Origin of the sequence: Vagococcus teuberi, from assembly GCF_001870205.1 — a bacterium.
Classification (GTDB): Bacteria; Bacillota; Bacilli; order Lactobacillales; family Vagococcaceae; genus Vagococcus; species Vagococcus teuberi.
Map to the genome: position 1 here is coordinate 1,367,566 of NZ_CP017267.1, position 14,289 is coordinate 1,381,854.

The 14,289-nt window shown below is 34.5% G+C and carries 12 protein-coding genes and 1 tRNA gene; 3 read left to right on the forward strand and 10 right to left on the reverse strand.

The features are described 5' to 3' along the window. Nucleotide 1: 1 nt before the first annotated feature. From tpiA to rpoN, 5 genes are all read right to left on the reverse strand, one after another. Nucleotides 2-757, reverse strand: coding sequence for a triose-phosphate isomerase (gene tpiA / locus BHY08_RS06585; protein WP_071457115.1), 756 nt, complete (start codon nt 755-757; stop codon nt 2-4). A gap of 21 nt (nt 758-778) precedes the next feature. Then, the gene (locus tag BHY08_RS06590) at nt 779-1,966 is read right to left on the reverse strand and encodes a phosphoglycerate kinase (RefSeq protein WP_071457116.1); all 1,188 of its coding nucleotides are present in this window, start codon (nt 1,964-1,966) and stop codon (nt 779-781) included. A gap of 90 nt (nt 1,967-2,056) precedes the next feature. Then, nucleotides 2,057-3,061, reverse strand: a complete 1,005-nt coding sequence (gene gap, locus BHY08_RS06595) for a type I glyceraldehyde-3-phosphate dehydrogenase (protein ID WP_071457117.1) — start codon at nt 3,059-3,061, stop codon at nt 2,057-2,059. Nucleotides 3,062-3,103: 42 nt separating this feature from the next. Then, nucleotides 3,104-4,141: a sugar-binding transcriptional regulator gene (locus BHY08_RS06600; RefSeq protein ID WP_071457118.1), complete on the reverse strand. Its 1,038-nt coding sequence runs from the start codon at nt 4,139-4,141 to the stop codon at nt 3,104-3,106. Nucleotides 4,142-4,314: 173 nt separating this feature from the next. Next, nucleotides 4,315-5,658 (reverse strand): RNA polymerase factor sigma-54, encoded by a 1,344-nt coding sequence (gene rpoN, locus BHY08_RS06605; protein WP_071457119.1) that lies wholly within the window; start codon nt 5,656-5,658, stop codon nt 4,315-4,317. 62 nt (nt 5,659-5,720) lie between these two features. Between rpoN and BHY08_RS06610 the strand changes: the two genes are divergently transcribed. The 3 genes from BHY08_RS06610 (at nt 5,721) to BHY08_RS06620 (ending at nt 7,090) form a co-directional block, all read left to right on the forward strand. Then, nucleotides 5,721-5,792: transfer RNA gene (locus BHY08_RS06610), tRNA-Arg, on the forward strand. Between the two features lie 179 nt (nt 5,793-5,971). After that, nucleotides 5,972-6,565, forward strand: a complete 594-nt coding sequence (clpP, locus tag BHY08_RS06615; protein WP_071457120.1) for an ATP-dependent Clp endopeptidase proteolytic subunit ClpP — start codon at nt 5,972-5,974, stop codon at nt 6,563-6,565. 12 nt (nt 6,566-6,577) lie between these two features. Continuing rightward, nucleotides 6,578-7,090, forward strand: a complete 513-nt coding sequence (locus tag BHY08_RS06620; protein ID WP_071457121.1) for a thioredoxin domain-containing protein — start codon at nt 6,578-6,580, stop codon at nt 7,088-7,090. A 61-nt stretch (nt 7,091-7,151) separates the two neighbouring features. Here BHY08_RS06620 and BHY08_RS06625 read toward each other — a convergent pair whose 3' ends face one another. From BHY08_RS06625 to guaC, 5 genes are all read right to left on the reverse strand, one after another. Continuing rightward, nucleotides 7,152-8,633: a HAMP domain-containing sensor histidine kinase gene (locus tag BHY08_RS06625; RefSeq protein ID WP_245729974.1), complete on the reverse strand. Its 1,482-nt coding sequence runs from the start codon at nt 8,631-8,633 to the stop codon at nt 7,152-7,154. Between the two features lie 59 nt (nt 8,634-8,692). Then, a complete protein-coding gene (locus tag BHY08_RS06630) occupies nt 8,693-9,382 on the reverse strand; it encodes a response regulator transcription factor (protein ID WP_071457857.1) in 690 nt (229 codons plus the stop codon). A gap of 224 nt (nt 9,383-9,606) precedes the next feature. Then, on the reverse strand, nt 9,607-11,382 hold the full coding sequence (locus tag BHY08_RS06635; protein ID WP_276325567.1) for an ABC transporter ATP-binding protein: 1,776 nt from the start codon (nt 11,380-11,382) through the stop codon (nt 9,607-9,609). Continuing rightward, nucleotides 11,375-13,105 (reverse strand): ABC transporter ATP-binding protein, encoded by a 1,731-nt coding sequence (locus BHY08_RS06640; protein ID WP_071457123.1) that lies wholly within the window; start codon nt 13,103-13,105, stop codon nt 11,375-11,377. Before BHY08_RS06640 ends, BHY08_RS06635 begins: the two co-directional genes overlap by 8 nt. A 149-nt stretch (nt 13,106-13,254) precedes the next feature. Then, entirely contained in the window at nt 13,255-14,232 is a 978-nt protein-coding gene (gene guaC / locus BHY08_RS06645) for a GMP reductase (RefSeq protein WP_071457124.1), read from the reverse strand. Between the last annotated feature and the right edge of the window lie 57 nt (nt 14,233-14,289).

The following is a 14,289-nucleotide window of genomic DNA, read 5'->3' on the forward strand; positions in this document are numbered from 1 at the left end:
ATTAGTTTAATGCCTCCAATAATGCTAAGAATGAATCAGGTTGTAAGCTTGCGCCACCTACAAGTGCTCCGTCAACATTTTCTTTAGCCATGTATTCAGCGATATTTTCAGGTTTAACTGATCCACCATATTGAATACGAACTTTTCCAGCTACGTCTTCTGAATAAAGATCTGCAACTGTTTGACGAACAACACCACAGATATCATCAGCGATCGTTGCGTCAGCAGATTTACCAGTCCCAATAGCCCAAATTGGTTCATAAGCAATAACTAAGTTAGATACTTGTTCAGCTGTTAAACCTTCTAATGCTGCTGTAATTTGCCCTTTAATCCATTCAGCAGTTTTACCTGCTTCATAAGTTTCTAAAGATTCACCACAACAAACGATTGGTGTCATGTTGTGTGCGATGATTGCTTTAGCTTTTTTATTGATGTCTTCATCTGTTTCGTGGAAATACTCACGACGTTCAGAGTGACCAATAATCACATAGTCAACACCTAAATCTTCTAGAGCTGCTGGAGACGTTTCACCAGTGAACGCTCCGTTGTCTTCAAAGTAACAGTTTTGAGCAGCAATTTTTAAATCAGTTCCTTTAGCAATGTCAACTAAATCTGTTAAGAATAAAGTTGGTGCGCCAATAACTGAATCCACTACATCGTTACTAGGGATTTTATTTTTTACTGCTTCAGCAAAGTCACGTGCTTCTGAAACAGTTTTATTCATTTTCCAGTTTCCTGCAATAATTGGTTTACGCATGTTCTCGACTCCTCATTAGTCTTATTTATCTGAAATAGATTCTACACCTGGTAATTTTTTACCTTCAAGGTATTCAAGTGATGCGCCACCACCAGTTGAGATATGTGTAAATTTATCAGCAAAACCTAATTGGATTGCAGCAGCTGCTGAATCTCCACCACCAATAATTGTAGTAGCATCTTTTAAGTTTGCAATAGCTTCACATACGCCAATTGTACCTTTAGCAAATGTAGGTAATTCAAAGACTCCCATTGGGCCATTCCATACAACTGTTTTAGCACCTTGTAATTCTTTAGTGAATAATTCAATTGTTTTTGGACCAATATCTAATCCTTCTAAGTCATCTGGAATATTTCCTTCATGAATTTCAGTTGGCGCATCATTATCAAAGTCTGCTGCACAGACTGTATCCACTGGTAAAATAATTTTTCCAGCTGCTTTTTCAAGTAATTCTTTAGCTAAATCAACTTTATCTAATTCACAAATTGATTTACCAATGTTTTTCCCTTGGGCTTTGTAGAATGTATAAGTCATCCCACCACCGATAAGGATTTTATCAGCTTTGTCAATTAAGTTTTCGATAACACCAATTTTATCAGATACTTTTGCTCCACCCAAAATTGCCACGAATGGACGTTTAGGTTCGTCAACAGCTCCACCGATAAATTTGATTTCTTTTTCCATTAAGTAACCTGCAGCTGAAGGTAAGTTAGATGCAATTCCAACGTTTGAAGCATGTGCTCTATGAGCTGTACCAAACGCGTCATTTACAAATACATCACCTAAAGAAGCCCAGTATTTACCTAATTCTGGATCATTTTTGCTTTCTTTTTTGCCATCAATATCTTCAAAACGAGTGTTTTCAACAACTAACACATCTCCATCTTTCATTTCGCTAATAGCTTTTTCAAGCTCAGCTCCACGAGTTTCAGGAACGAAAGAAACTGGTTTATCTAGTAATTCTGAAAGGCGAGCAGCAACTGGTTGTAATGATTTACCTTCTTTGTCCTCTTCAGTTTTTACACGACCTAAATGAGAGAAAAGAATTGCTTTTCCACCATGCTCGATAACATAATTAATTGTTGGCAAAGCTGCAACAATACGGTTATCATTTGTAATTTTTCCATCTTTAATTGGAACATTAAAATCAACACGTATTAAGACCTTTTTACCGTTTAAATCTAAATCTTCAACTGTTCTTTTTGCCATGCTTGTTGACGCCTCCTTATGAATTAACAAAAAAAGCGAGAAAGCGCGATTGCTTCCCCGCTTCGATAATCTTGATAGGGTGTATTAAAATTAAGCTAATGATGCGAAATATTGTAAAGTACGAACTAATTGAGCTGTGTATGACATTTCGTTATCATACCAAGCAACAGTTTTAACTAACTGTTTGTCGCCAACTGTCATTACTTTAGTTTGAGTTGCATCAAATAATGATCCATAAGTCATACCAACGATATCAGAAGATACGATTGGGTCGATTGTGTAACCGTAAGATTCGTTAGCAGCTTTTTCCATTGCTTCGTTAACTTCTTCAACCGTAACTTGTTTGTCTAAAACTGTTACTAATTCAGTTAAAGAACCAGTTGCAACAGGAACACGTTGAGCAGCTCCGTCTAATTTTCCATTTAATTCTGGAATAACTAAACCGATTGCTTTAGCAGCACCAGTTGTGTTAGGTACGATGTTTTCAGCAGCTGCACGAGCACGACGGAAATCACCTTTTGGATGTGGTCCATCTAATGTCATTTGGTCACCAGTGTAAGCGTGAATTGTTGTCATTAATCCTTCAACAATACCAAAGTTTTTGTTTAAAGCATCTGCCATTGGAGCAAGACAGTTTGTTGTACATGAAGCGCCAGAAATAACTGTTTCTTTTCCAGTTAAAATTTCATGGTTAGTGTTATAAACGATTGTTGGAACGTCATTTCCACCAGGAGCAGAGATAACAACACGTTTAGCACCAGCTTGTAAATGTAATTCTGCTTTTTCTTTAGATGTAAAGAATCCAGTACATTCTAAAACGATGTCTACGCCTAATTCACCCCATGGTAATTCAGCTGGGTTAGCGTTAGCAGTTACTTTAACTTCTTTTCCGTTTACTTTGAAAAATCCGTCATGAACTTCAACATCACCATTGAAACGTCCTTGTGTTGTGTCATATTTTAATAAATGAGCCAACATTTGTGCATCTGTTAAGTCATTGATTGCTACAACTTCTAATCCTTCAACTTCTTGGATACGACGGAATGCTAAGCGTCCAATACGTCCAAAACCATTAATACCTACTTTAACTGTCATGTGAGATTTCCTCCTTTAGAAAATCGAAAAAATTTATTTATTTTAAAGAGTTTCCTCTTTTAAAATCTGTTTTGCCGCTCCTTCATCTGTGATTAACCACGTCTGTTTAGGAGCATTTTTGATGTATGCTTCAATTGCTTTGGCTTTTGTTTTCCCGCCAGCAACTGCAATGACATACGGTATCTCTTGAAGATCTTTCATTTGAAGACCGATTCGAGGTATTTTATAGACGACCTCTCCGTCTTTATTAAAGAAGTAACCAAACGATTCAGCGACTGCCCCTTTATTAGAAAGCATTGCTAAATCACTTGCACTCATGTTACGACGTTTTGCCATATGAAGTGCACGTCCAATACTGTGAATCACAACGTTTGACTTAGATATCAACTCTAATACGCGTTGAACAGTCGGCTCATGAAGGAGTAACTCATACGTTTCAGAACTTACTTGTTCTGGCACATATAACACTTTAAACTCGCCACCTGTTTGCTCTGCCATAGTTGCACTTATTGAATTTGCTTGAGTTTGAATGGTTTCGCCAATCCCACCTCTTGCAGGAACAAATATATTGTGTCTTTCTGGTGTTTCTAGTCGGTACATGCATTGGCTCACTGTTGCCATTGTCGTTCCTCCCATGACGGCGATAATATTTTCACCATCTGGTAAACGAGTTGAAAGAATATCAGAGATTAACTCTCCGAATTTTTCTATTACTTTACGTTCAACATCACTATCTCCTGGTGTTATTAAGCACCTTTCAATATCAAGTTTACTAGCAAGTTTTTTCTCAAGGACACGATTGCCCGTCTGCTCTGCCATGACTATTTCTAAATCACTATAAAGACTTAATCCTTTTTCAGTAAGCGACATTCCAATTTTAGAGACCTCGATTAATCTGAGTTGTTTTAGTACCTCTGTTTCACTTCGAAGTATTCTCTCAGTTAAATTTACCTTTTCAGATAATTTTCTGCGTCCAACTGGTTGATTCCAATATATATTTCGCAAAATACGAAACCGTTGTTCAATCACTTGAATCATGTCAGGAGCAATCTGTTCAATAATATCAAAATCATCGCTCATAGATTATACTCCTTAAGTACAGGGACAAATTCAGTCCATGATAGACTTTTTATGACCCACATGTTGTATTTTGATAGGGTTGATGCAAAATAACTCATGATTTCGTTCAACCCTTACATGCTTATAATAACAAGTATGACTAAATAATACAAGCCTGACACTCAAGTTTTTGTTTAATAATCAAATCTTTTTCTCTTTGTTGACGATTGTATTCCTAATTCTTCACGATACTTGGCTACTGTACGTCTAGAAATATCAATGTTTTTTTCTTTCAACAGATCTACTAATTTTTGATCTGAAAGTGGTTTCGCTTTGTTTTCATCCTCTATTAACTCTTTTATTGTTTCTTTTATGTCACTAGTTGCGATCACGTCAGAAGAATTCTTTTGTTCTAATCCTGTAGTAAAGAAACTTCTTAATTCAAACACACCAAATTCTGTAGTTAAGTATTTTCCATTTACAGCTCGACTGATAGTTGACTCATGAAGTGATAGGTCGTTTGCGATCTCTTTTAGCTTCATGGGTTTAAGCGGGTGACTATCTTTTAGAAAAAAGTTGGATTGTCTTTTAACAATTTCTTTCCCGACTCTTAAAATAGTATCCCCACGTTGTTCAAGAGATTTTTTTAGCCATTCATATTCTGCTTTTTTTTCATTTAAATACTTTTCAACTTCTTTGTCACCTTGACGCGACATTCGTTCAAAGTAGTTTGATTGAAAGTTGACTTCTGGCTTCCCTGCTTTAGTAGATGAAATAATAATAGTATCCGTTTCTTTATCCACTTTTACAACTAAATCCGGATAAATTAAACTGTCCTCATCACTACTAAATATTGCTGCGGGATTGGGATGTAACTTTTGAATATAATCAAATATTTCTTGTATTTCTTTTAATGAAAGACCTAATTTTTTTTCAATTCGTTGCCATTTTCTATTTGCTAAATCATCAAAATATTCTTCTAATACAAGGTAAGCTTGATTAGGTGCTTCATCATCTCGCTCTGTTTGCAACATCAAACACTCTTGCAAGTTCCGTGCACCAACTCCGGCTGGTTCTAGCATTTGTATTAACGTCAATGCATCTAATACTTCAATATAACTGACACGATTTATAGCCATCGCTTCTTCTATAGAAATTGTCAAATAACCATTGGTATCTATGAACTCGATTAAAAATAAACTAATTTTCCTAAGTGGCGTATCTCGATAATTAAGATGAATTTGCTCAATCAAATAATGAAATAGTGATTGCTCATTTTCTGGTATTTGATTTATCCAATCTGTTGTGTCATTATCTTGCAACTTATTATAGTGACTGCTTTCTAAATACTGAGTATCCATATCGGAAACGGATACATCAATTAGCGGATTTTCTAACATTTTATCATTTAAAAAAGACAGGAGGTCATCAGTACCAAACTGTAACATCTTAATTGATTGTTGAAGTTGTTGGGTCATAGCTAATTTTTGAGTTTGAACTTGAGCTTGACCTTGTCTAAAATTCTGAGTAAACTTCATTAACCTTTCCTCCTTTTCATCTTGCTATTTAAGATATTTTTGGTAAACTAATAAAAGTAGATGCGCCCTTAGTGTAGTGGATATCACGCAAGATTCCGGTTCTTGAGACGGGGGTTCGATTCCCTTAGGGCGTGTTACTTTCTTTTTAAGAAAAGTATATCATAGTTTAGCATATTATTTCGGGGACAAATGTCCTTTTTCTTTACTTTTTATTTTTTTGACCTTTATTGACCATTTTTACGCTAAATTCTAGGTAGATTAAAAAGAGTATGTTAAAATATGACTAGTAGCGTTACTATTAGGAGGAATTTATATGAATTTAATACCAACAGTTATCGAACAATCTGCTAGAGGTGAACGTGCTTATGACATCTATTCTCGTTTACTAAAAGATCGTATTATTATGTTAAGCGGTCCTATTGATGATAACGTTGCAAATAGTGTCATTGCACAGTTATTATTTTTAGATGCTCAAGATCCAGAAAAAGATATTTACCTCTATATTAACTCACCTGGAGGAAGTGTCTCTGCTGGTCTTGCCATTTATGACACAATGAACTTTGTCAAATCTGATATCCAAACCATTGTTTTAGGTATGGCAGCCTCAATGGGAAGTTTTCTATTATCGTCTGGAACAAAAGGTAAACGATTTGCATTACCAAACGCAGAAATCATGATTCATCAACCTCTTGGAGGAGCTCAAGGGCAAGCGACAGAAATTGAAATTGCAGCTCGTCACATCCTTAATACAAGAGAAAGATTAAATAAAATCTTAGCGGAAAACACTGGACAACCACTTCAAATCATCGAAAGAGATACTGACCGTGATAACTTCATGTCAGCTGAGGAAGCAAAAGAATACGGCTTGATTGATGAAGTAATGGTTAACAGTGCTGCCTTAAAATAAGGAGATAAGTCAATGGGGACAACAAAAATCGACACAACAAAAGTAACTAGCTCTGTTGGAATCAAAATTGGTAAATCTGATGCACCAAATTTATTGTTTGAATTTGTTAATCTACGTTGCCCATTTTGTAAACAATGGTGGGATGAAAAATTAGATTTAATCTCAAAAGAAGTGAAAAACGATAATCTACATTACGTGATTAAACTTTTTAATAAAGATTCTGCTAGTTTATCATTAGGTAATGTGATGCATGAGTATGTGCCCAATAATGACCAGGCAATTAAAATCATCACTGATATCTACAATACTCAAAGTCAATGGGGAATTCTTGGTTCACCAGAAGAAGTACGAGCGTTTGCTGAGACAACTCTCGGCTTAACTAAGCAACATAATGATAAAATGTTACAAGACGTTATGGAAGAAGCTGTAAACGCCAATGTGCACTTTGTTCCAACTTTAATTGTTGATGGGTTTGATTTTGATCAAAAAATATCCAATGACGATTTTCTTTCTTTATTACGATAATGAAAATAAAAAGTATCTATCTTAATCTCGCTTTTAGTAGCAGACCTTGATAGATACTTTTTTATTCTGTAACAGTTGGCATTTGTGGATTTTTTTGTTTGACTACATATGGAATAGATAAATAAAATGCCGTGCCTAACCCCACATGACTCTTTACGTTAATCGTTCCATTATAATTTTCTATAAGTTGTTGAGCAATAGATAGTCCTAAACCATTACCACCTGTGTGTCTTGCTCTTGCTTTATCCACTCGGTAAAAACGATTAAACACTTTTTCAATTTCCTCTTCAGAAATCCCCTCTCCAAAATCTTGAATCATTAAGTCAATATTTTGATAAGATTTTGATGCAGAGATAATCACTTCTTTTCTATCTCTCGAATATTTCACCGCATTATCTAATAAAATAATCAGTATTTGTTCAAAGTGATTACGATACATTTTAATTTCAACCGAATTATCTAAATCATCGTCATCTAGATTAAAAACAAATTCAGGATAAAGCATTTGAAAATTATTTACCGTTGTTTGGATTGTTTCTTTTGCTAAACACGTTTCATTTTTATAATGAAACTCAGATTGCTCGGCTCTTGATAAATCGAGCATCTCTTGTACCAAACTTTTCATACGAGTGATTTCTTGTAGTGAGGCACTCAACGACTCTTCCAGCACTTCAGGATCATCTTTTCCCCATCTGTTTAGTAAATTCAAATGTCCTTCTATGACTGCTACTGGTGTTCTTAATTCATGTGAGACATCTTCAACAAACTGCTGTTGTTGCGTAATAAATCGCTCCATGCGTTCAATCATATCATTAAAGGCTTTAGCTAAATCATAAATTTCATCATGTGATTTTGGTACTGGCATTCGAAGACCGGTCTTATGTGCCGTTTCAATATTATTTAGCGTTCTTACCATTTTTCTAAGAGGGCTTGTAAAATAGCTTGATAATAAAAAGCTCATCATCACACTAACTAATAAGCCGCAAATACCGATAATTACGAGATTTTTAAGTAATTCTTTGCGATATTTGTAGTAAAATCCTAAATCATAAAAACCTTGCGCATAACCCATCAGTTTACCTGTTTGATTAGAATAAACTGGCTTTAATAAAACCAAACCTGTAACATATTCATAAGTTTTGATTGTCGTTTCAGATTGAGCTTTTTTATCGAATGGTACATAGCGATTTTTTGTTTCAAATACTAAATCACCATCTGCATTGTAAACTTTTAAATCCATTTCTGGTCGTGAGAGTTCTGAAATGAAACTATTTAAATTCATCATAGTTGATTCTAACGTATTAGCACCATAATACCCATCACCGACATATTCTTCAGTTGATTCTTTTAGATAAAAAACAGAGCTATTAAAACTTAATGGCTCTGTTCCTCTAGATAATCGGCTAGTTACCTCAGATATTGTTCGATTAAAGGTCAGCTCTTCTTGCTGAATCATTAATCGTGAACTAATTTGATAAGAAATAACTGCAAACACAGCAAATAAAATTGATATCACTAATGATGTTAGAATGGTCCATTTCAACGTAATTGATTTCCAAGAAAATTTAGTGGGCCAATTAAATTTTCTTTTAAGCTTATTTATCACGATCTCATTACATACCCAGTTCCACGAACAGTTTGGATATAACTATCTTCACCTGGAACATCAATTTTATTTCTTAAATAACGAATGTAGACATCTACAACATTTGTTTCTACTTCAATTTCATAGCCCCATACTTTATTTAATAACACATCTCTAGAAAGTACGACATTAACATTTTCCATTAAAATAAGTAATAATTCGTATTCTCTTTTAGTTAGTTCAATGATATCGTCACCTCGGCGAACCACCCTATTTTCTTTTTCAATTGTTAAGTTCCGATAAGATAATGTCGTTTGTTTCGTCACATTTTTATCACCTTCGATATCAATTCGGCGAAGTAACGCTCGCAATCGTGCTAGTAACTCTTCTATAGCAAACGGTTTAACAATGTAGTCATCTGCTCCATGATCTAAACCAGATACTCTGTCAATGACCGAATCTCTTGCTGTCATCATAATAATAGGCGTATTTTTCACCTGACGAATTCGACGACAGACTTCTAAACCATTTAACTCAGGTAACATTAAATCTAATAAAATCGCATCCCAATCTTGTGATAACGCTGCTTCTAAACCGGTACGTCCATTATAATGAACTTCTGTTTCGTATTTTTCATGCTTTAGCTCCAATTCCACAAAGCGAGCTAAATTTTTTTCATCTTCAATTATCAAAATCCTATTTGACATAAACACACATGCCTTTCTCGTATACTTATATATTTCTTCATAGTCTCACTCATTATAACGATATTTTGATTAAAAATCTATTATAATTATGTCATAATTTTTATAAACTCAATAATATTATAGGATAGATGCCTATTATCATTATTTTATTTAGTTAAAAAGATATGTTAATTGAACGATTTTCTTTAAAAAGAACAACCTATAACAGATTGTTCTTTTGTTTTCTATTCAAAGACAAATTGATTATGATACAACTCCGCGTAAAATCCATCTTTATTTATCAAAGTATCATGCGTACCAACTTCTATAATTTCACCTTGATTCAATACTACAATAAAGTCTGCATCTAGTATTGTCTTCAACCTATGGGCAATGACAAAACTAGTTCGACCATTTATGACAGTTTCCATTGCTTTTTGAATCCGACTTTCAGTCACGGTATCAACATTACTTGTCGCCTCATCTAATATTAATAAATCTGGATTCGTGATAATTGTACGAGCAATACTAATTAATTGTTTCTGTCCCACACTGAAGACACTATTTTCATCACTAACAAGGGTATCGTAACCATCTTCAAGTGATATAATGAATTCATGAATGTTCGCTTGTTTAGCAGCAAATATGACTTCTTCATCTGACGCATCTGGTTTTCCAAACTTGATATTCTCTTTAATTGTGCCAGAAAAAAGAATGGAATCCTGTAGAACAATCCCAATATGTGAACGTAAACTATCTAATGTCACAGCACGAATATCACGGCCATCTATCGTAATACTACCAGAATCCACGTCATAGAAACGATTTAATAAGTTCATGACAGTTGTTTTACCTGAACCAGTCGGACCAACTAATGCCACCATTTGTCCTTTCTTAGCTTCTATCGAAATATCTTTTAAAATTGGACGATCTTTTTCGTATGAAAAGTCAACATGTGATAACGTCACATTTTTATGTAGGCCTGTCAATGCTTCTAGGTGACTGTCATTTGGTTCATCCGGCTGAATGAACACTTGATTCAACCTCTTAGCTCCTGTAAATGCCAACTGTAACATACTAAACTGAGAAGAAATTTGAGTGAGTGGCATATAAAACTGTTGTGAATATTGAATAAACGTCACAATTAAACCTAATCCTGCTGCTTTTTCAATACTTCCACTATTGACTAACCAACCACCAGCGAAAATCACGATGGCAGTATTTAACAAGGAAATACCTTGCATGGTTGGAAATAATAGACCTGAGTATACTTGTCCTTTAAATGTTGCTTCTTTTACTTCATTATTTACCTTTTCAAATCCCTCGATTGTTTGGTCTTCTAAACCATTTGTAATAATCACTTTCTGACCTGATATTTTTTCATCAATATAACCATTCAAACGTCCGACACTTTCTTGCTGAATGCCAACTTTCTTTTCAGCCTGTTTGATGATGACAACTGCAAAAATAATTGCAAATGGTGCCATACCAAGTGTAATCCATGTCATCTGAGCATTTTCTCTAAACATCATGAACGTCACACCAATTAACATCGACACATTAGTCAATACTTGAATCAGTGCTTGATTCATTGTATTTGATATATTATCTAAATCACTGGTAAAACGGCTCAAAATATCACCATGTTGATGTGTATCGAAAAAACGAATCGTCATTGTTTGTAACTTCTTAAATAAACCAATTCTCATACTATTCGTTGATTGGCCTGTCACACGAGACATTAATATATTTTGAATAAACATTGAAATAGCATTTAACACATATAAACCAACTAATAATTTTATCACACTCGTAAACGGTGATTTATCTGCGTGTCCTACAGACATATAAGTGCCCGCATATTTCGCTAATTCTTCTATTGCTTTACCAGTAAATTGGGGTGCCTTAACTTGTAGGTAAGTTGAGAAAATAATTGCGACAATAATAACAAAAAACTTCACTTTATAGACTTTTAAATAGGTCCAAAAGAATCTTAATACACTGGGTTCTTTTTTAGTCAATTTCCTCAACCTCCTTTGATTTTTGTGTGTCATAGATTTCTCTATAGACCTCACTTGTTTGTAAAAGTTCTTGATGTGTTCCTTGTGCAACTAAATGACCTTCATCAAGCACTAAGATAGTATCTGCCTGAACCACAGAAGAAATCTTTTGTGCAATGATGAATACAGTGGTATCAGATAATTCTTTGGCTAAAGCTTCTTTGACTAATTTTTCACTTTTAGCATCTAATGCACTTGTACTATCATCTAAAATCAATACTTTCGGATGACCAATCACCCCACGTGAAATGGATAACCGTTGTTTTTGACCACCTGAAAAGTTTGATCCTCGTTCTTCTACTCGGCTTTCAAACCCATCCATTTGACGCTCGATAAATTCATACGCTTGTGCAATAGTTGACGCACGATACAATTCTTTTTCATCAGCATGCTCATCTCCATGGCGAAGATTGTCTGCAATGGTTCCAGAGAATAAAATTGCTCGCTGTAAAACAATCGCAATCGCGTTTCTTAATTCTTCTTTGCTCACATGTTTTAGGTCAGCACCACCAACCTTTATTGAGCCAGTAGTTGGGTCATACATACGGGCCATCAATTGCGCTAGTGTTGATTTACCTGACCCTGTTGCTCCGACTATCCCAACTGACATACCATTATCAACTTTAAACGAAATATCTTCTAAAGTTGGCGTATCATCACCAGCATAAGTAAAACTAACATCGTGAAATGATACATCGCCATTTTTAATTGGTTCTGATTCATTATCCGGTAAATAAGTCAATGTTGGTTTTGTTTCAAGAATATCATTTAAACGTTTAATCGAAACCATCCCACGTGAAGCCATCATCAGCATCATGCCACCAATAATAATACTCATCATAATCTGCATTAAGTAATTCATAAATGATACAACCGCACTAATGGCCTCAATATCTGTCTTAGCTAAATTAGCTGTAAAATAGATAGACATGACAATCGCTAAGTTCGAGATTAACATGAATGTTGGAATCATAATTGAAAATAAGTTCCCCACCGAAATCGTATGACTTGTTAGTTTTTCAGATACAGCAGAAAATTTATTAATTTGATTTTTTTCTTGAACGAATGATTTTACCACTCTCATTCCGGCTAAGTTTTCTTTTGCTATTCCATTACTTTTCTCTAGGTAGTGTTGAATTTTGGCGAAATGTTTTCCCATCATACTAAAAACAATCATCACTGTTAGAACAACTAAAACAACTAATAAAATAATAATCCACCATAACTTTGGTAAAGTCATCATCGCTAGAATAAAGCTCCCGATAAACATAATGGGAATTCTAAAGATACTTTGAAACATCATCATGACGACATTTTGAATTTGAGTAATATCGTTTGTCAAACGGATAACAAGATTGCTTGTCGAAAATGTTTCGATATTTTCAAACGAAAACTCTTGTACCTTTTTGAACCCATCTGACCTAATATCTGAGGCGACTTCTTGAGATAATTTCGCAGAAAAAATTGTATTTAATATTCCTGCAACTAAACCAAATAATGCCACTACAATTAACATGATGCCTACTTTTTTCAACTCAGATTGATTTTCAGTCATGATTGAATTCATAATTTTTTGTAATAATTTTGGTTGCCACAACTGAGAAGCAACCATGATAACCGTCATAAACAAAGATAAACTGACTAAAGACTTATTTTTTTTTAATTTTGTTATTAAAATCCTCATTCTTTTCCTCCTTTTTACTATCAGAGATTATGATACATCAATAAAAAAACAACTTCTACTATTATGTTTTATACCTCTCACATTTTATTAATGATATTTGAAACAAAAAACTACTAAGCAATTAACACTTAGTAGCTAAACTTTATTGTTTAGAAAATATCACCATTAAAAATGGAATTTTTAACAATCACATAATCAACTTTACGAATGGCTTCAACATCTTTACCGCCCGCGTAAGAGATAGAGGATTGTAAATCTTGTTGCATTTCATTTAGTGTATCTTCTAGTTTCCCTTTAAATGGTGTCCATATTTTTTTACCTTCAACGTTTTTATGTTCACCTTTTTGAAATTCAGAAGCACTACCAAAATACTCTTTGTACAATACGCCATCTTCTTCTTTCATTTCACCAGGAGATTCTTCGTGTCCAGCGAACAATGAGCCAATCATGACCATCGTCGCACCAAAACGAATTGATTTTGCAATATCTCCATGTGTTCTGATACCGCCATCAGCAATCAAGGGTTTTCTTGCTGCTTTACTACATCTTCTAAGTGCTGCAAGTTGCCAACCGCCAGTACCAAATCCTGTTTTAAGTTTCGTGATACATACTTTACCAGGCCCAATCCCAACTTTTGTTGCGTCAGCTCCAGCATTTTCTAATTCCCTCACTGCTTCAGGCGTTCCAACATTTCCAGCAATGACAAATGTTTCTGGTAATTGTTTCTTTAAATGTTTAATCATATTAATCACTGAATCAGAATGACCATGTGCAATGTCAATGGTAACATATTCAGGGATTAAATTTTCAGCTTTTAGTTCATTAACAAAATCATATTCTGTTGGCTTAACACCTACACTGATTGAAGCAAATAATCCTTTGTCATGCATATCTGTAATAAATTGTTTTCTAGCTTGTTCATTAAAACGATGCATGATATAGAAGTATCCATTTGATGCTAGATATTCAGCAATTGGTTCATCTATAATCGTCTGCATATTAGCTGGTACAACAGGCATCTTAAATGATCTGCCACCCAATGTCACTGTTGTATCGCATTCCGAACGACTAGATACAATACATTTGTTTGGTACTAATTGAACGTCTTCATAATCAAAAATCTTCATTTCCATCCTCCTAGAGAGTCAAAACGTGATATTGGGAATAAAAAGACGAATATTTAT

What these genes read in the sequence shown, in the direction of transcription:
- tpiA (WP_071457115.1), bottom strand. Translation starts at nt 757, where the DNA reads ATGCGTAAACCAATTATTGCAGGAAACTGGAAAATGAATAAAACTGTT.
- BHY08_RS06590 (WP_071457116.1), bottom strand. Translation starts at nt 1,966, where the DNA reads ATGGCAAAAAGAACAGTTGAAGATTTAGATTTAAACGGTAAAAAGGTC.
- gap (WP_071457117.1), bottom strand. Translation starts at nt 3,061, where the DNA reads ATGACAGTTAAAGTAGGTATTAATGGTTTTGGACGTATTGGACGCTTA.
- BHY08_RS06600 (WP_071457118.1), bottom strand. Translation starts at nt 4,141, where the DNA reads ATGAGCGATGATTTTGATATTATTGAACAGATTGCTCCTGACATGATT.
- rpoN (WP_071457119.1), bottom strand. Translation starts at nt 5,658, where the DNA reads ATGAAGTTTACTCAGAATTTTAGACAAGGTCAAGCTCAAGTTCAAACT.
- clpP (WP_071457120.1), top strand. Translation starts at nt 5,972, where the DNA reads ATGAATTTAATACCAACAGTTATCGAACAATCTGCTAGAGGTGAACGT.
- BHY08_RS06620 (WP_071457121.1), top strand. Translation starts at nt 6,578, where the DNA reads ATGGGGACAACAAAAATCGACACAACAAAAGTAACTAGCTCTGTTGGA.
- BHY08_RS06630 (WP_071457857.1), bottom strand. Translation starts at nt 9,382, where the DNA reads ATGTCAAATAGGATTTTGATAATTGAAGATGAAAAAAATTTAGCTCGC.
- BHY08_RS06640 (WP_071457123.1), bottom strand. Translation starts at nt 13,105, where the DNA reads ATGAGGATTTTAATAACAAAATTAAAAAAAAATAAGTCTTTAGTCAGT.
- guaC (WP_071457124.1), bottom strand. Translation starts at nt 14,232, where the DNA reads ATGAAGATTTTTGATTATGAAGACGTTCAATTAGTACCAAACAAATGT.